Here is a 16,926-nt window from a genome sequence, read left to right as displayed (position 1 = left end):
TGATCGGGGTCGGTCAGGCCGTGCGGGTCTGCTTCTTGATCGACGAGTCCTTGGCGACCTTGTCCGCGGCCGCCTGCATCTTGTCGACAAACTGCTTCGCCGTGAGCCGGCCCGCCATCAGCTCCTCGGACAGGTTCTGGCTCTCCTTGTCCAGGTCGGCGTAGAAGTCCGGGAACTTGACCGAGATCAGGTCCGAGGTGGCGTTCTTCATCAGCGTGTTCGCGGACGCCAACGCGGTGTCCTGCACGTTGTCGCCGGAGCCCTTGGTGGAGGCCAGCGACTTGGTCAGCTCCGCGAACTTCGCCGAGCCGGCCTTGGACAGGATCGCCCGCAGGAACTCCTTGGCCGCCTCCTTGTTCGGCGCCTTGCTCGGCACCACGAAGCCCTCGCCGGAGCCGGCGTACACGTCCTTGGCCGCCTTGTCGCCCGGGTTGGACCAGTAGTCCGAGAGCGTCAGCTCGAAGCCCGGCGGGATGGTCGCGGTCATCTCGTTCTTCAGCCAGGTGCCGACCTGGATGAACGCCGCCTTGCCGTCGAGCCAGGCCTGCTGCGACTGGGTGTGGTCGAGCTTGCCCGGCAGGAGCAGCTTGTCCTTGACCAGCTTCTCCCACGGCTCCAGCGCCTTGACGATGCCGTCGGCCTTCCAGGCGTTGTCCTTGAGGTTGTCGATGTCGATGACCGCCTGCTTGCCCACCGCCTTCCAGATGCTCGCCATGAGCGCCCAGCGGGGGTAGTAGCCGTGGACGGCGTCGTGGACGTACGGCGCCATGCCCTTGGCCTTGATCTTCGGGGCCAGGGCGAAGAACTCGTCCCAGGTGGTCGGCGCCTGCCAACCCTCCTTCTTGAACAGGGCCGCGTTGTACCAGTTGCCCCACACCGTGTACGCCACGTTCACGACGTAGAACTTCCCGTTCTGGGTGCCGTCGCCGACCGTGCCCGGCAGCAGCGTGTCGGCCACCGTGCCCTCGCCGTCCCACGCCGGGGCGGTGAGCAGGTCGTCGAGCGGCTCGATCGCGCCCTCGTTGATCAGCGTGCTGCGGTCCATGCTGTCCGCGCCCGAGTTCATCACCAGGTCGCTCGGCTGGGTCGCCATCTTCGGCTGCTCTTCGGTCTTGATCTTCTGGGTGGAGCTCATGTTGACCGTGATGTTCGCGTGCTTGGCGTTGAAGACGACCTTGTCTTCCTTCGCCCACTGGTCGCCGAGGCCGCCGTTGAAGATGACCACCTTGACGGCGCTGCCGTCCTTGACGCCGAACGGGTTGTCCTTGCTCTTGGCGGCGCCGGTGTCGTCGGACTTGCTCGGCTCGCTGCCGGCGCAGGCGCTGAGCAGGCCGGCGGCCGGGGTCGCCAGCAGGCCGGCCGCGGCGGCCCGCTGGAGCAGGGTCCGGCGGCTGAGGTCGCCGAGGTTCTCGGGGGTAACCGACATCTCTGTCTCTCCTTGTGGTGTCCGGGTCAGGCGGTCCGCCGGAGGCGCCCGGCGTACCGCGACTCGAGGGCGAGGTTGTGCTCGTCCCCACCGGGGACGTTGGCGGAGAGGTAGATAGGGGGCACCTCTCCGGCCTGGTGGAACCGTCGTACGACCTCGGCGGTCAGCAGCTGCGCCAGCAGCGCCGCGGTGACCGACGAGACCGCACAGACCGCGCCGCCGCCCTCGAGCGGCAGCAGTGCATCGCCGTACGGCGCGCCGTTGTCCAGCACGACGTCGGCGAGGTCGGCGAGCCGGTGCCCGGACGGGTGCCGCGGGGCGACCCGTGCCGTGTGCTCGACCGAGGTGACCGCGATCAGCGGATGGCCGCGCTCCTTCACCAGCGTCGCCAGCTCGACGACCGAGCCGTTGATGCCGGACTGGGAGGCGACCACGAACACGTCCCGCGGGTGCGGGGCCGCGAGCGCGTAGAGCTGGTGCGCGACGGCCGGGTCGCGTTCCAGCTTGGGGTCGGCGAGCACGTCGCGGGGCGCGTCGCCGTGCAGCACCAGATCGTGCAGGGAGAGCCGGTTGGTGGGGACCAGCCCACCGGCCCGGGCGACCAGTTCGGCGGCGAACGCCTCGGAGTGCCCGGCGCCGAAGCCCTGGAGCACGCCGCCGGCCCGCAGCCCGGTGGCGATCAGGTCGGCCGCCCGGTCGACCGCGTCGGACTGGGTGTCGACCAGGCGGTCGAGCACCGGGCGGACGGCGTCCGCGTAGCGCTGTGCGCTGATCATGAGGCGGCCCCCTTCGCGGCTTTGTGCCCGTCGACGGCCTGGGCGGTGCGCCGAAAGGCCGCGTGGGCGCGGTCGTGGGTCCGCTGCGCCACCGCGATGTAGAGCAGGTCGAGGACGACGAGCTGGGGATGCCGGGCGGAGAGCGCGTCCGGCCGGAAGGTGGTGGCCTGGCTGGCCGTGAGCAGCACGATGTCGGCGAGCTCGGCCAGGGGCGAGCGGGGGAAGCCGGTCAGCGCGACCGTGGTGGCGCCCCGGCTGCCCGCCTCGGCGAGCATCTCGATGGTCTCCCGGGTCTGCCCGGTGTGCGAGATGCCGAGCGCGACGTCGCCGGCGCCCAGCAGCGCCGCGCTGGCCAGCCCCTCGTGCACGTCGCTCCAGGCCCAGGCGGCCACCCCGATGCGGTGCAGGCTGAACTGCATCTCCTCGCCGACCAGGGCGCTGCCGCTGGCGCCGAAGATGTTCACCCGGCTCGCCCCGGCGATGGCCACGGCGGCCCGTTCCACCTCGGCCAGGTCGAGCAGCGCGGCCGTGTCGTGCATGGCCCGGGTGTCGGCGGCCATGATCTGGTCGAGCACCCGGGACAGCGGGTCGCTGGGCTGGATCTCCCGGCCGATGTCGACGGTCCAGCCCGCCGAGCGGGCCCGGCCGGTCTCCGACGCGATGCCGAGTCGCAGGTCCGCGTAGCCCTCGAAGCCCATCGCCCGGCAGAAGCGGGTGATGGTCGCCGGTGAGGTGCCGCTGCGCTCGGCCAGCTCCACGATGGTGGCCCGGGCCGCCGCTTCCGGGTCGCTGAGCACGTGCTCAGCGACCCGGCGCAACGCCCCCGTCAGCTCCCCCGCCCCGGCCCGGACCCTGGCCAGCACCCCGTCCGGGGAGACGGCCACCGCAGCCCGCCGGTCGACCGCGTCGGCGTCGACCACCGCGTGCAGGTGCAGCGCGGGGGTGTCCACCTCGTGATCAACCATGCGACGCCTTTCGAAAAGAGTGTTAACTGTTAGTGGTAAAAGTTCTTACTGAAGGGCCCTCCGTGTCAAGGCCGTGGGCGAAGTTTTCAAACTGTTACCTGGCGCACACCGCCGCGCGCGGTCGCGGATCTTGCCTCCGGCAGCCGCGCCGACCAGCATGAAGGCCGCCAGCCGTCGACCACAGGGAGGCCCACCGGATGTCCGGCACCGTCGTGGTCGGTCTCGACGTCGGAGGTACGTCCACCCGGGCGACCGCGCTGAGCCTCGACGGCGTACGCCTCGGCGCCGGCCGGGCCGGCGGGGGCAACCCGACCAGTCACGGCGCCGAGCGGGCCGCCCACGAACTGCTGCTGGCCCTGCGCGCGGCGCTCGCCGAGGTGGACCCGGCCCGGGTGCGCGCCGGCGCCATCGGGCTGGCCGGGGCCGGCCGGCTGCTCGCCGACCCGGCCGGCCGGGCGGCGTTCGACCGCGCCTGGGACGACGCCGGCCTGCGCTGCCCGTACGCGGTGCACGGCGACGCCCTCGTCGCGTACGCCTCGGGCACCGCGGTCCCGGACGGCACCGTGCTGATCGCCGGGACCGGCGCGATCGCCGCCCAGGTACGCGACCTGCGCCTGGACCGCACCGCGGACGGGCACGGCTGGCTCCTCGGCGACGCCGGCTCCGGCTTCTGGCTCGGCCGGGAGGCGGTCCGCCGGCTGCTGACCGACCTGGACCGGGCCCGGCCGCCGAGCGGCCTCGCCACCCGAGTGCTCGCCGAACTGACCGGTGCGGCCGAGGTGGCGGCCCGACCCCGGGCGACCGCCGAGGCGGTGGTGCAGGCGGTGACCCGCCGCCCACCGGTGGAGCTGGCCCGGCTCGCCCCGCTGGTGGTGGCGGCCGCCGCCGAGGCTGAACCGACCGGCCTCGACCTGGTCGCCGAGGCCGCCGCGCTGCTCGCCGAGAGCGTGACCCGGATCCGGCCGGCGGGCGCGACCGACCCCGTGGTGCTCGGCGGCGGGCTGCTCACCGGCGACACCCCGCTCGCCGAGGCGGCCCGCGCCGAACTGAGTCGCCGCTGGCCGGGCGCGCCGCTGTGCACGGCCGGCGACGGAGCCGCCGCGGCGGCCTGGCTCGCCGCCCGCGACCTGCCCGAGGTGGCCGATCCGGCGGCGCTGCACGCCCTGCTGGTCCCGGCGCCCAGCTGACCTGCGGTCGGGCCGCGATCCGTCGTCCGCTCAGCGCGGCCCGGCGGACATCGGTCCGCCGGACCGCGGCGCCTGTCGTCACGACCGGTGTCCGCGGCGAGGCCCGCCCGGCCGCCGGGCCTCCCCCTCGCCGGCAGTCGCCGGCGGCCGCGAGAAGCCGCGCCGGCAGGCGGCTACCGCTCCCCGTCGCCGAGGACGGCCTCGAGCCGGCGCCAGACGTGCGTGCGCCAACCGCCGTCGAGCAGGTCGAACGTCCGCCGCTGCACCGGGTCGTCCGGGTCGAAGCCGGCGTGCTCCAGGAAGAGCCGGGTGCCTCGCCCCTCCGGCGCGAGGGTCCAGCTCACCACCGTGTCCAGGCGTCCGCCCCGCCATGCCCAGCGCAGCCGGCGCGGCGGGTCGATCTCCAGCACCTCGCAGTGCACCACCCCGTCGAAGCCCTGGCCGGGCCGTGGCTCGGTCTGGAAGGTGAAGCGGTGGCCCGGGAGAGGGCGGAAGTTGTTCGGCATCAGCCAGCGCGCCAGCAGATCAGAATCGGTCAACGCCCGCCAGACCTTGGTCGGCGGGTGGGCCAGGAACTGGTCCACCGCGATGGTGCGGAGCTCACTCATCGGGCAGCTCGTCGAGCACGTCCCGCAGGTCGGCGAGGCGGGCCCGCCAGAACCGCTCGTACGGGTCGAGCCAGTCGGCCACCTGGCGCAGCGGCTCCGGGCGCAGCGAGTAGAACCGCTGCCGACCGATCGGCTGCTCCACCACCAGGCCGGCGTCCTTGAGCACCCTCAGGTGCTCGGACAGGCTGGGGCGGCGCATGTCGAAGTGGTCGGCGAGTCGCTGGACCGGCTGCTCGCCCCGCTCGAGCAGCAGCCGGAGCAGATCCCGTCGGGTGGGGTTGGCCAGCGCCGCGAAGACGTCCCCCTCAGACACGGGTTACCTGGAGCACGATGCCGTTGCCGTCCGGGTCGTCGAAGGTGGCGTACCGGCCCCAGGGCGCCGTCTGGATCCCGCCGTCGGCGAAGACCACGCCCCGCCCGCGCAGCGCGGCCACGTCGCCGTCGAGGTCGTCGGTCTCCAGAACGAGGCCCTTGAGCGAGCCCGGCGGCATGGTCGGGAACCAGGTGACCAGGGTCAGGGCGGTGGCGGCCCCCTTCGGCGCGACCTGCACCCAGCGGCCGCCGGGGCCCATCGGGTTGTCCCAGATCAGGTCGAAGCCGAGGACGTCGACGTAGAAGTCACGGGCCCGGTCCTGGTCGCTGACGGGCACGGAGAGGAGCTGTACGTGGGTCACGGTCATGCCGTCACAATAGGTAGGAGATTTCCTACCAGTCAAGCGGCGGGAAGGCCGGCCGACCCGGGGGTCGACCGGCCTTCCCGCCGCTCCGCGGTCAGTTGGTCGGGTGACCCGGCTGGCCCTGCGGGTGGCCGTACTGGCCCTGCGGGTGGCCGTACTGGCCCTGCGGGACCGGCTGGCCCGGCTGCGCCGGGTAGCCCTGCGGAGCCGGGTGGCCCTGCGGGGCGGGGTGGCCCTGCGGAGCCGGGTGGCCCTGCGGGGCCTGGCCGTACGGGCCGGGCTGCCCCTCGGGCGCCGACCAGCCCTGCACGGGCTGGCCGGGGTGGCCCTGGGCGGCGAACTGGTGCGCGGCGGCCTGGTCCTTGGCCTCCTTGCGCGCCTTCACGGTCCGGACGATCAGCAGGATCGGCAGGATGAAGGCGTAGAAGAAGATCGTGTACCTACTGCCCACGGGAGCGAGGAACATCAGGTAGAAGCCGTAGCAGAAGAAGCCGAGGCCCACGACGACGTTCAGGATCCGGGAGCCGGTGCCCTGCTCGCGGATCGCGAGACCGATGACGATCAGGGCGATGCCACCCAGCATCAGCAGGAGTTCGTAGACAAGTTCAAACATGTGATCCCCGTCAATCCGGTGAAATGTGCCGGCCCACCATAGAGGAGCACCGGGAGGCCCTGCTGCCCCGTTTCCTGTGGCGGGCGACACCCTACTTGAGCTGGCCCGCGGTGAGGCCGACCTGGATCTGCCGCTGGAACGCGACGTACACCGCCAGCACCGGCAGGGTGGCGATGGTCAGGCCGGCGAACAGGCCGCTGAAGTCACCCTGGTAGCCCTGACTGACCGCGAGCGCGGTGAGCCCCTGCGCCAGCACCCATTTGGAATCGTCACCCTGCATCAGGACCTGCGGAAGGATGAACTGATTCCAGTGACTCAGAAAATTGAAGATCGCCACGCTGATCAAACCCGGTCGTGCCATCGGCAGCATCACCCGGAAGAAGAGCCGGAAGTGACCGCATCCGTCGATGAGTGCCGCCTCCGCGACCGACGTGGGCAGCGTCCGGAAGAAGGCGGTCAGGAAGAAGACCGTGAAGGGCAGGGAGTAGGCAGCGTAGACCAGCATCAGCCCGGTCCAGCTGCCGAACAGGCCGGCGTTGCGCACCACGAAGAAGAGCGGTACCAGGGCGAGGAAGACCGGGAACATCATCCCGCCGACGAACAGGTAGTAGACGATCTGCCGGCCCCGGAACTCGTACCGGGCGAAGACGTACGCCGCTGCGGCGCCGAGGAGCATGGTCAGGGTGAGCGAGCCGGCCACCACCACGGCGCTGTTCAGGAAGTACCGGCCGATGTGCGCTTCGGTCCAGGCCCGGGACCAGTTCTCGAAGCGCAGCGTGCCGGGGAGTCCCCACGGGTCGGAGAGGATCTCGCCGTCGCTCTTGAACGAGCTGAGGAACATCCACAGCAGCGGCAGCACGGTCAGCGCGGCCCAGAACAGCAGGAACCCGTGCGAGAAGACGTTGGCGAAGCCCCGCTCGCGGCGCAGGGGCCGATCATCGGTGCGGGTGGGCTCGGGCTTGTCCGCCCCCGTCGTCGTGGGCCGGTCCAGAGTGGTCACGAGTATTCGATCCGATCGCGACGGGCGGTACGCAGCGCCAGCACCGCGACCGACAGGGTCAGGAACAGCATCACCACGCCGATCGCGGAGGCGTACCCGAACTTGCTCTCGCTGCCGAACGCGGTCTCGTACATCCGCAGCCCGATGACGTCGGAGGAGAAGTTGGGGCCGCCGTTGGTCATCTGCTGGACCAGGATGAATCCGTCCAGCGCGGCGATGGCCAGGTAGATCCAGGCGACCTGCACGGTGTCCCAGAGCAGCGGAACGGTGATCCGGCGCAAGGTGGTCCACCGCGACGCCCCGTCGAGCATGACCGCCTCGTAGATGTCGCGCGGGATGGCCGACATGGCCGCGCCGAAGAGCACCACGTAGAAGCCGACGTTGCTCCAGATCATCACGGCCAGCACGCACCAGAACGCGGTACGCGGGTCGCCCAGCCAGGTGGGAGCGGGCAGGCCGATCGCCCGCAACGCCCCGTTGAGCAGGCCGTTGTTGGGGTGGTAGACCTCCTTCCAGAGCAGCGCGATGATCACCACCGAGAGCACCTGCGGGAAGAAGTAGACCATCCGGTAGATCGATGTGCCTCGTACGCCGGTGACCCCGGCCCGGCCCTTGCGGCCACCCGTGTTGAGCATGGTGGCGAAGAACAGGCCGAGCCCGATGGTCACCACCGGCACCACCGCGAGCATGACCGCGTTGTTCCTGATCGCGTTCCACACCTGGCCGTCGTGCAGCAGCGTCCGGAAGTTGGCCAGCCCCACGGGGTCGGCGTCCGCGGAATAGCCGAGCCAGTTGGTGGTCGAGATCTGGAAGGCCTGCAGGTACGGCGACAGCACGAAGATGCCGTAGAGCAGCAGCGGCGGCACCAGGAAGGTGATGATCAGCGGGTATTTGCCATGTCTCACGAAAAGGACCTACTCCCCAGCGGCGGACCGGTGGGGGCGGGACGCGCCCGCCCCCACCGCCCGGACGTTACGCGGCCCGCTTGTACTTCTTGATCGAGCTGTCCTGGGCGATCGAGTCGGCGCCCTTCTGGCACTGGTCGAGGAACTCGGCCGGGGTGCTCCGGCCGCTGAAGAACTCGCCGCAGGCGGCGTCGACCAGCTCGCGCTCGAGCTTTCGGTAGTAGTTGTTGTAGACCCAGTTGAAGCCGTTGCTGCCGGACGCCTCCAGCGCCTTGACCACGCTGGTGAGGCCGAACGGCAGCTCGATCCCCTCGGTTGCGCCGGCCACCACGGTCAGGCTGGAGACCTTCTTGGTGAAGTCCTGTGCGCCCTTCATGGACAGCATGGTCCGGAAGTACTCCAGGCCGCCGGCCACGTTCTTCGCCTTGGCCGGCACCATGAACGGCTCGCCCGCGGTGCCGCGGATCGCCTCGAACGGCAGCTTGTCGCCGCTGCCCAGGCTCGGCGTCGGCGCGATCGTCATGTTGAACCCGGCCGGGGTGACCTTCGCCTGCTCGCTCTCCAGCCACGAACCGCAGGAGATGAAGGCGGCCTTGCCCTGGCACCAGGCGGTCTGCGACTGGATGTGGTCCAGGCCCGGCGTCCCGTCCAGGATGTACTTGTCCTTGACGATCTGGTACCAGGCGTCGGCCGCCGCCTTCATGGCGTCGGACTTCCACGCGTTCGGCTCGAGGTTGTCGATGGCGGTCGCCACCGAGGGCCCGCCGAACTTGATCGCGGTGGCGATCAGCGGCCAGCTCATGTAGCGCGGGTGCTTGCCCGCGTACGTCCAGGGGGCGATGCCGGCGGCCTTGATCTGCTTGCAGAGCGCGATGTGCTCGTCCCAGGTCTTCGCGTACTGCCAGTTGCGCTCGGTGAAGAGCTTGGTGGAGTGCCAGATGCCGTACGCGGTGTACGTGTAGTTGAGGACCAGGAACTTCCCGTCGTACGAGCCGACCTCGATGGCGCCGGGGAGCAGGGTGTCCTTGACGGTCTTGCCCGCGATGTCGAGGCTCGGCGCGGCGAGCAGGTCGCCCAGGTCGGCGATGGCGTTCTGGCTGACCAGGCCGTTGAAGTCGATCTGGCCGGCGCCCGAGTTGTTCACCACGTCGGGCGGGGTGCCGTCGACGAAGCGCGGTTGGAGGGTCTTGTTGATCTCCTGGGTGGCGGAGTGCTTGATCTCCGCCTTGGGGTACTTCTCCTTGTACATGGCCTCGTGGGCCTTGGCGTACTCCTCGCCGAAGCCGCCGTTGAAGATCACCACCTCGAGCGGGGCGTCCTCCTTGACGCCGAGCGGGTTCTGCTCGCTCTTGGTGCCCTTGTAGGTGCCGGCGTCGGACTTGTCGTCCCCGCCGGAGGTGGCGCAGCCGGCGAGCAGACCGGCGGCGGGGGTGGCCAGCAGACCGGCGGCGGCGCTGCGCCGCAGGATGTCACGCCTGTTCATCACATCTCCTCGGTTCGGGTGCGGGGGGCCCGCCGGACTGGGGGAGGCGGGCGCGGCGTCGAGGCACGGGGGTGTCGCGTGTTGCTTGTCTTCAGTTCTTATATTCTTGCTGAAGAATTCTTACGACAGTCGGACGCGGACCACAAGACCCGAGGACCGAACCGTTATCACCACCGGCCGATGCCGGCTGGCATAGCCTGGGCCCATGCGCCGCCTGCGGCAGCTCGCCGAGCGCACGCCGGCGGGGCGGGAGCGCTACGTCGACCTGCTCCGGGCGCTCGCCATCACCATGGTCGTCCTCGGTCACTGGGCCGTGACCGTCATCGGGTACGACCGCGCCGGCCGGCCCACCGGGCACTCCGCCCTCGGCGACCTGCCCTGGGCCTGGCCGCTGACCTGGGTGGCCCAGGTGATGCCGGTCTTCTTCCTGGTCGGCGGGTACGCCAACGCCGCCTCGCTGACCGCCCGCCGCTCCCGGGGCGGCGACGCCACCGGCTGGCTGGTCGACCGCAGCGCCCGGCTGGTCCGCCCGACCACCGCCCTGCTGGTGGTGCTGGCGATCGGCGCGGCGGTCGCCCGGCTGCGCGGCGCCGACGCCACCGAGATCCGCACCGTGGTCTGGTTCGCCACCATCCCGCTCTGGTTCCTCGTCGCCTACCTGATCGTCGTCCCGCTGACCCCACCGATGTACGCGCTGCACCGCCGCTTCGGACTGGTCGTGCCGCTGGTGCTGGTCGGCCTCGTGGCGCTCGGCGACCTGGGCCGGCTGCTCGGCCCGGCCGGCCTGGCGGCCGGGAACTACCTCTTCGGCTGGCTGGCCGTGCACCAGCTCGGCTTCGCCTGGTACGACACCCGCTCCCCGGATACGCCGCGCCGCCGGCGGCTGCCCACCTCGCGCCGAGCCGGGGCGGTCCTGCTGGCCGTCGGGCTGGTCGCGCTGGTGCTGCTGACGATCGTCGGCCCGTACCCGGTGGCGATGCTCAACGTGCCCGGCCAGCGGCTGGACAACGCCGCCCCGCCGAGCCTGGCGCTGCTCGCCGTGGCCACCGCGCAGCTCGGGCTGATCCTGCTGCTCCAGGCCTCGGCCCGCCGCTGGCTGCGCCGGACCGGCCCGTGGCAGGCGGTGATCGCGGTGAACTCCGTGGTGCTGACCGTCTTCCTCTGGCACCTGACCGCCGCCGTGCTGCTGGTCGGCCTGCTCGACGCCCTCGGCGCGCTGCCCACCCCCCGGGTCGGCTCGCCGGCCTGGTGGGCGTGGCGGGTGCCCTGGCTGCTCGCCCTCGCCGCGGTGCTGGCGGCGCTCGTCGCCGTCTTCGGCCCGATCGAGGCCCGTAGCCGCCGGCACGCTCCGGCCGGGCCGGCGCCGCCGGCTGAGGGCGACGACCGGCTCGCGGGCGGCCGACACGGGGGGCCGGCCGATTCCGCGCGGACGGTCCCGGCCGCCGCCGGGGGTGGGCACCCGCTCCGCACCGGGCTCGCCGTCGCCGGCTACGCGGGCGTGATCGCCGGGCTGCTGCTGAACAGCCTGACCCGCAAGTCGGCCCCGGAGCCGCTGGGGCTGCCCGCCCCGGCGCTGGTGGCGTACCTCGCCGGGGCGGGGGTGCTGCGGCTGCTCAGGTCTGGGTGGGGAAGCCGAGGTTGACCCCGCCGTGGCGGGGGTCGAGCCAGCGGCTGGTGACCACCTTGCCCCGGGTGAAGAAGGCGACCCCGTCGGCGCCGTGCGCGTGCAGGTCGCCGAAGAGCGACGCCTTCCAGCCGCCGAAGGAGTAGTACGCCATCGGCACCGGGATCGGCACGTTGATCCCGACCATGCCGACCTCCACCTCGTGCTGGTAGCGCCGGGCGGCGCCGCCGTCGTTGGTGAAGATCGCCGTGCCGTTGCCGTACGGGTTGGCGTTGACCAGGTCGACCGCCTCGTCGTACGAGCCGACCCGGACCACGCTGAGCACCGGGCCGAAGATCTCGTCGGTGTAGATCGACATCTGCGGGGTGACGTGGTCGAAGAGGGTCGGGCCCAGCCAGAACCCGTCCGCCTCGCCGTCCGGGGTGACGTCCCGACCGTCGACCACCGGCACCGCGCCGGCCGCGATGCCGGACTCCACGTACGAGCTGACCTTCGCCGCGTGCGCGGCGGTGACCAGCGGGCCCATGTCGCAGCCGCGCCGGCCGTCCCCCGTGCGCAGGCCGGCCATCCGCTCGGCGATCTTCGCGACCAGGGCGTCGGCGACCGGCTCCACCGCGACCAACGCCGAGATCGCCATGCACCGCTCCCCCGCCGAACCGAATCCGGCGTTGACCGCCGCGTCGGCGGCCAGGTCCAGGTCGGCGTCGGGAAGCACCACCATGTGGTTCTTCGCGCCGCCGAGCGCCTGCACCCGCTTGCCGGCCAGCGACCCGCGCTGGTGCACGTACCGGGCGACCGGGGTGGAACCGACGAACGAGACGGCCTTCACGCCGGGGTGGTCGAGCAGCGCGTCGACCGCCTCCTTGTCGCCGTTCACGACGTTCAGGACGCCGTCGGGCAGGCCCGCCTCGGCGAACCACTCGGCCAGCAGCAGCGCCGCGCTCGGGTCCTTCTCGCTCGGCTTGAGCACCACCGCGTTGCCGCAGGCGACCGCCACCGGCACGAACCACAGCGGCACCATCACCGGGAAGTTGAACGGGGAGATCACCGCGACCACCCCGAGCGGCTGGCGCAGGCTGTACGAGTCGACCTCGGTGGAGACGTTCTCGCTGAAGCCGCCGCGCAGCGCCGAGGGGATGCCGCAGGCGTACTCGATCACCTCCAGGCCGCGCTGCACCTCGCCGGCGGCGTCCGCGAGCACCTTGCCGTGCTCGGCGGTGATCACCTCGGCGAGCCGGTCGCGCCGCGCGTTGACCAGCTCCCGGAACGCGAACAGCACCGCCGTCCGCTTGGCCAGGGAGGCGTCCCGCCAGGTCCGCGCGGCCCGCTCGGCGGCCCGCACCGCACGCGAGACGTCCGCGGCGCACGCCAGCTCCACCTGACCGGTACGCCGGCCGGTGGCCGGGTCGAAGACGTCGGCCCGCCGCTCGGAGCTGCCGCCGACCCGCTTGCCGTCGATGAAGTGCCCGATGCTCACTGAGTCATCTTCCGTTCGCGACTGCGGGGCTCGCACAACCGGCTCACTCCTCGCGCTCACTGGGCCATCTTCCGTTCGCGACTGCGGGGCTCGCACAACCGGCTCACTCCTCGCGCTCACTGGGCCATCTTCCGTTCGCGACTGCGGGGCTCGCACAACCGGCTCACTTCTCGCGCTCACTGGGCCATCTCCGCCGAGGAGCGGATCGCGTCGACCAGGATGGCCAGCCCCTCGCGGGCCTCCTCCTCGGTCAGCGTCAGCGGCGGGCCCATCCGCAGCACGTTGCCGTAGAGGCCGCCCTTGCCGGCGAGCAGCCCGCCGGCCCGGCACGCCTCGAAGACCCGGACGGTCATCGCCGGGTCAGGTTCGGTGGTGCCCGGTCGGACGAACTCGACGCCGAGCATCAGCCCCTTGCCGCGTACCTCGGCGACGCAGTCCAGGCCGCCCACCGCGGACCGCAGGCCGTCGGCGAGGATCGCGCCGACGCGGGCCGCGTTGGCCTGGAGGTCGTGGTCGAGCAGGTAGTCGAGGACGGCGTTGCCGGCGGCGGTGGAGATCGGGTTGCCGCCGAAGGTGGAGAAGCTGATCGCCGGCACCGACTCCAGCACGTCGGCCCGGCCGACCACGCCGGCCAGGGCGAAGCCGTTGCCGATGCCCTTGGCGAAGGTGAGCAGGTCCGGGGTGACGCCGTGCGCCTGGTAGCCCCAGAAGTGCTCGCCGGTGCGCCCCCAGCCGGTCTGCACCTCGTCGGAGATGAACAGGATGCCGGACTCGTCGAGCACCTTCTTCCAGGCGGCGAAGAGCCCGTCCGGCGGGTGCACGAAGCCGCCGACGCCCTGGATCGGCTCGGCGATCAGGCAGGCCACGTCCCCGGCGGTCTGGGTGGCGAGCACCTCCCGCAGGTCCTCCGCCGCCGCGTCGACCTGCTCCCCGGGGTCGAGCCGGGCGAGCAGGCCGCGGACCCGCTCGCCGGAGTGCAGCCAGGCCACCTGGAGCGGGTTGAGCGCGCTGGCCGACCAACTCCGGTTGCCGGTGACGCCCATCGCCGCGTACGACCGGCCGTGGTAGCTGTTGCGCACGGCGAGGATCTGGTGCGAGCGGCGGTAGTTGGTGGCGACCAGCAGGGCCGCCTCGTTGGCCTCGGTGCCGGAGTTGGTGAAGAACACCCGGGCGTCGGGGATGCCGGAGACCCGGGCGACCTTCTCGGCCAGCTCGACCTGCTGCCGGATCAGGTAGAGGGTGGAGCTGTGCACGATGCCGGTGGCGAGCTGCCGCTGCACCGCCTCCCGGATCTCCGGAATGTCGTAACCGACCATGTTGGTCAGCACACCGCCGAAGAAGTCCAGGTAGCTGCGCCCCTGCGCGTCGGTCACCCGGCGACCGGAGCCCGATACCAGCTCGATCGGCTCGTCGTAGTAGAGCGGCATCCAGGACGGGAGCACGGCCCGGTGCCGGGCCAGCAGGTCGTCGGAGGTCATCGTGGCACCCTTCAGGCGGTAGGCGTCCTCGCACGCTTTCATCGGGCGGCGGCAGGGACAACTGTCACTGTGTAGCGCAGCGACGGTGCGCGCCTGACAGCGCGTCAACCGCCGCGCTGCGGTTTCCGGGGTGGGGCGTGATCTTCACTCACCTTTCCGCCGGTCCTTGCGCTGGTCAACCACTCGATCCGTAGCGGGCGACCCGGCGAAACGGACGGGCAGCCGGCACCGGCAACGACCCGTGCCCGCCCGGGTCGCGGCGGTAGCATCCGCCGGGTGCGGACTGTGGGGGTGGCGCTGCCGACCGGCGCGGCGGGGACGACCGGCCGGGAGCTGGCGGCGGGCGTACGGGCCTGGGTGGACTCCGCACCGCTACGCGCCCTGGTCAGCCACTTCGGCGGCGACTGGCCGGCCGGCGACCTGACGACGGCGCTGGCCGGGCTGGACGACTTCTCCGCCCGGCACTGGGACTTCCGGGACGGGCGGGAACGTCCCGAGGCGCGGGAGCCGGCCTTCGATCCGGCGACGATCGGGCTGGTGCTCGACTCGGCCGCCGCGCTGGGCCTGGTCCGGGCCGTCCCGCCGGCCCTGCCGAGGTACGCGCACCTGCTCGTGCTGGGCGGCCTGGCGCACGCCTGCCTGCGGCGCACCGCGTACGCCGCGCACCTGCTGCGCGACGGGGCCGCGGTCTCCGGGGAGGTGGCCGTACTGGGCAGCTTCCGGGCGCTCTCCCCGGTCGAGACGCGGATGCTCGCCGACGTCGGCATTCACGGCTGCGCCACCGAGGTCGACGCCCTCGACGCGGGGGTGCGGGCGGCGTTCGGGGTGGCGACGCCGGCCGAGGAGACCGGCGAGGACGCGGAGCACCCGCACCGGGCCTGGTCGTCGCGGACCTATCGGCCGGCCGGGCTGCCCCCCGTCCGGGTGCTCGCCGCCCCGTCCAGCGAGCCGGACCGGCGCCGGGCGCACACCGCCGACACCCAGCGCTTCTGGGCCGAGCACGTCCGGCTCCGCCCCGGCGATCCGGTGCTGATGGTGACCGCGCCGATCTACGTGCCGTTCCAGCACTGCGACGCCCTGCGGACCCTGGCCGTGCCGTACGGCTGCGGGATCGACACCGTCGGGGTCGACCCGGCGCTGCCGCCGCTGGCCCGGCTACCGGAGCCCACCCTCACCCCGGGGCGCTACCTGCAGGAGATCCGCTCGGCGATCCGGTCCATGCGCGCCCTGCACGCCACACTGCCGACCGGCTGACCGGCGGGCGGGCGCGGCCCGGTCGGCCGGCGTCAGCGGGCGGTGTCGGCGACCGCCTGGGCGAAGACCTCCGAGCGGTGCTCGAAGTTGCGGAACCGGCCGTAGCTCGGGGCGGCCGGGGAGAGCAGCACCACCCCGCCGGCCCGGGTGAGCTTGCGGGACAGCCCCACCGCGGCGACCAGGTCGTCGGCGAGTTCGGTGCGTACCGTCGGCAGCCCGGCGAGCGCCTCGACGATCCGGGGACCGCTGTCCGGGATGCCGATCACGGTGATCTCCCGCTCGGCCAGGTGGTCCCGCAGCGGGGTGTAGTCCAGGCCCCGGTCGGTGCCGCCGACGATCACCGTGAGCGGCCGTCCCTCGTACGCGTCGATCGCGTGCATCGCCGCGTACGGGCTGGTGGCGAGGGTGTCGTCGACGAAGGTGAGGCCGGACGGGTCCGGGATCTCGGTGAGGCGGTGGGCCAGGCCCTGGAACTCGGCGACCGCGACCGCGAGGGTGTCCTTCCGGGCGACCACGTCGACGCCGAGCGCGTCGAGCACGGCGAGCGCCACGCAGAGGTTGCCCTCGTTGTGCCGGCCGACCAGCGGCAGCACCGCCCGGGGGAAGAGCGGCTGATCGGCCAGGTGGAACCAGGGGGCGCCGTCCGGGCCGGTGGCGACGTGGGTGGCGTCCGGCGAGCCGGCGCGGACGGCCGCGCGGTCGCCGAGTTCCAGGGCGAGCCGGGGGTCGGCCCCGTTTACCACCACGGTGTGCGGGCCGTGGGCGAGCAGGTTCAGCTTGTCCTGGTAGTACTCCCGCTCGCCGCCGTGCGCGTCCAGGTGCTCCGGGAAGAGCGCGGTGACCACCGCCACCCGCGGTGAGTCGGTCAGGTCGGCGCACTGGTAGCTGGAGAGCTCCAGCACGTACAGCTCGGCCTCGGGCAGGTCCAGCAGCGGCACGCCGATGTTGCCGCCGAAGACGTTGGGCCGGTCCATCGCGGTCAGCAGGTGGCTGATCAGGCTGGACGTGGTGCTCTTGCCCTTGCTCCCGGTCACCCCGACCGTACGGTCGGCGTGGTCGGCCATCCACAGCGCGCTGCCCTGGGTGACGGGCACGCTGCGGCGGCGCAGCTCGACCATCCACGGATGGGTGTTCGGCACCCCCGGCGAGCGGACCACCACGTCGGCGGCGGCCAGCCGGTCGAAGCCCTCCTCGCCGCTGACCAGGGGCGCGGCCTCGGCGAGCGGCCCCTCCCACGGCAGCGTGAGGAAATTCGCGCTGTCGTCCACGACGACCAGGTCGGCCGGGCCGTGCGCGGCGATCGCGGTCACCGCCGCCCGGCCCTCCCGGCCGGCCCCCCAGACGGCGACGGTACGTCCGCGCAGGTCAGACAGGCGCACGGGCTCTCCTCGGGGGTTTCGACGGCGATCGGCGGGCAGGGTCCGACGCAGCCGGACACGGCCGGACGAACCAG

At 72.4% G+C, this 16,926-nt stretch carries 16 protein-coding genes; 3 read left to right on the top strand and 13 right to left on the bottom strand.

What is annotated here, in order from left to right:
- Positions 1 to 13: 13 nt before the first annotated feature.
- The 3 genes from ngcE (GA0070613_RS19330) to GA0070613_RS19320 are packed head-to-tail and all read right to left on the bottom strand — an operon-like array spanning position 14 to position 3,167.
- The gene (ngcE, locus tag GA0070613_RS19330) at positions 14 to 1,426 is read right to left on the bottom strand and encodes an N-acetylglucosamine/diacetylchitobiose ABC transporter substrate-binding protein (protein WP_089013587.1); all 1,413 of its coding nucleotides are present in this window, start codon (positions 1,424 to 1,426) and stop codon (positions 14 to 16) included.
- 26 nt (positions 1,427 to 1,452) lie between these two features.
- Positions 1,453 to 2,202: a sugar isomerase domain-containing protein gene (locus GA0070613_RS19325; protein WP_089013586.1), complete on the bottom strand. Its 750-nt coding sequence runs from the start codon at positions 2,200 to 2,202 to the stop codon at positions 1,453 to 1,455.
- Positions 2,199 to 3,167, bottom strand: coding sequence for a MurR/RpiR family transcriptional regulator (locus GA0070613_RS19320; protein ID WP_089013585.1), 969 nt, complete (start codon positions 3,165 to 3,167; stop codon positions 2,199 to 2,201). The genes GA0070613_RS19325 and GA0070613_RS19320 overlap by 4 nt, the downstream gene beginning before the upstream one ends.
- Before the next feature lie 197 nt (positions 3,168 to 3,364).
- On the opposite strand from GA0070613_RS19320, the gene GA0070613_RS19315 reads away from it, so the two are divergent.
- Entirely contained in the window at positions 3,365 to 4,354 is a 990-nt protein-coding gene (locus GA0070613_RS19315) for a BadF/BadG/BcrA/BcrD ATPase family protein (RefSeq protein WP_089013584.1), read from the top strand.
- A gap of 173 nt (positions 4,355 to 4,527) precedes the next feature.
- On the opposite strand, the gene GA0070613_RS19310 is transcribed toward GA0070613_RS19315, so the two are convergent.
- From GA0070613_RS19310 to ngcE (GA0070613_RS19280), 7 genes are all read right to left on the bottom strand, one after another.
- Entirely contained in the window at positions 4,528 to 4,962 is a 435-nt protein-coding gene (locus GA0070613_RS19310) for an SRPBCC family protein (protein WP_089013583.1), read from the bottom strand.
- On the bottom strand, positions 4,955 to 5,275 hold the full coding sequence (locus GA0070613_RS19305) for an ArsR/SmtB family transcription factor (RefSeq protein ID WP_089013582.1): 321 nt from the start codon (positions 5,273 to 5,275) through the stop codon (positions 4,955 to 4,957). Before GA0070613_RS19305 ends, GA0070613_RS19310 begins: the two co-directional genes overlap by 8 nt.
- On the bottom strand, positions 5,268 to 5,642 hold the full coding sequence (locus GA0070613_RS19300; protein ID WP_089013581.1) for a glyoxalase superfamily protein: 375 nt from the start codon (positions 5,640 to 5,642) through the stop codon (positions 5,268 to 5,270). The genes GA0070613_RS19305 and GA0070613_RS19300 overlap by 8 nt, the downstream gene beginning before the upstream one ends.
- A gap of 91 nt (positions 5,643 to 5,733) precedes the next feature.
- Entirely contained in the window at positions 5,734 to 6,252 is a 519-nt protein-coding gene (locus tag GA0070613_RS19295) for a hypothetical protein (protein ID WP_231929272.1), read from the bottom strand.
- Positions 6,253 to 6,343: 91 nt separating this feature from the next.
- Positions 6,344 to 7,252: a carbohydrate ABC transporter permease gene (locus GA0070613_RS19290; protein ID WP_172875852.1), complete on the bottom strand. Its 909-nt coding sequence runs from the start codon at positions 7,250 to 7,252 to the stop codon at positions 6,344 to 6,346.
- Positions 7,249 to 8,157 carry a carbohydrate ABC transporter permease gene (locus tag GA0070613_RS19285; RefSeq protein WP_089013580.1) on the bottom strand — a complete coding sequence of 303 codons (909 nt, stop codon included), beginning with the start codon at positions 8,155 to 8,157 and terminating at the stop codon, positions 7,249 to 7,251. The genes GA0070613_RS19290 and GA0070613_RS19285 overlap by 4 nt, the downstream gene beginning before the upstream one ends.
- A gap of 67 nt (positions 8,158 to 8,224) precedes the next feature.
- Positions 8,225 to 9,640, bottom strand: a complete 1,416-nt coding sequence (ngcE, locus tag GA0070613_RS19280) for an N-acetylglucosamine/diacetylchitobiose ABC transporter substrate-binding protein (protein WP_089013579.1) — start codon at positions 9,638 to 9,640, stop codon at positions 8,225 to 8,227.
- Positions 9,641 to 9,845: 205 nt separating this feature from the next.
- Between ngcE (GA0070613_RS19280) and GA0070613_RS19275 the strand changes: the two genes are divergently transcribed.
- The gene (locus GA0070613_RS19275; RefSeq protein WP_089013578.1) at positions 9,846 to 11,282 is read left to right on the top strand and encodes an acyltransferase family protein; all 1,437 of its coding nucleotides are present in this window, start codon (positions 9,846 to 9,848) and stop codon (positions 11,280 to 11,282) included.
- Here the strand turns inward: GA0070613_RS19275 and GA0070613_RS19270 are convergent.
- Together GA0070613_RS19270 and GA0070613_RS19265 are read right to left on the bottom strand one after the other, a co-directional pair.
- Positions 11,254 to 12,741 carry a CoA-acylating methylmalonate-semialdehyde dehydrogenase gene (locus GA0070613_RS19270; RefSeq protein ID WP_089013577.1) on the bottom strand — a complete coding sequence of 496 codons (1,488 nt, stop codon included), beginning with the start codon at positions 12,739 to 12,741 and terminating at the stop codon, positions 11,254 to 11,256. The genes GA0070613_RS19275 and GA0070613_RS19270 overlap by 29 nt on opposite strands.
- Positions 12,742 to 12,917: 176 nt before the next feature.
- Positions 12,918 to 14,219 (bottom strand): aspartate aminotransferase family protein, encoded by a 1,302-nt coding sequence (locus GA0070613_RS19265; RefSeq protein ID WP_089016055.1) that lies wholly within the window; start codon positions 14,217 to 14,219, stop codon positions 12,918 to 12,920.
- Positions 14,220 to 14,495: 276 nt separating this feature from the next.
- On the opposite strand from GA0070613_RS19265, the gene GA0070613_RS19260 reads away from it, so the two are divergent.
- The gene (locus GA0070613_RS19260; RefSeq protein ID WP_231929271.1) at positions 14,496 to 15,473 is read left to right on the top strand and encodes a hypothetical protein; all 978 of its coding nucleotides are present in this window, start codon (positions 14,496 to 14,498) and stop codon (positions 15,471 to 15,473) included.
- Between the two features lie 32 nt (positions 15,474 to 15,505).
- Here the strand turns inward: GA0070613_RS19260 and murD are convergent, their stop codons facing one another.
- Positions 15,506 to 16,852 (bottom strand): UDP-N-acetylmuramoyl-L-alanine--D-glutamate ligase, encoded by a 1,347-nt coding sequence (gene murD, locus GA0070613_RS19255; RefSeq protein WP_089013575.1) that lies wholly within the window; start codon positions 16,850 to 16,852, stop codon positions 15,506 to 15,508.
- Positions 16,853 to 16,926: the final 74 nt, after the last annotated feature.

It is taken from the genome of Micromonospora inositola (genome assembly GCF_900090285.1).
In the GTDB taxonomy this organism is placed as follows: Bacteria; Actinomycetota; Actinomycetes; order Mycobacteriales; family Micromonosporaceae; genus Micromonospora; species Micromonospora inositola.
This window is presented reverse-complemented; position numbering and strand designations above follow the sequence as displayed.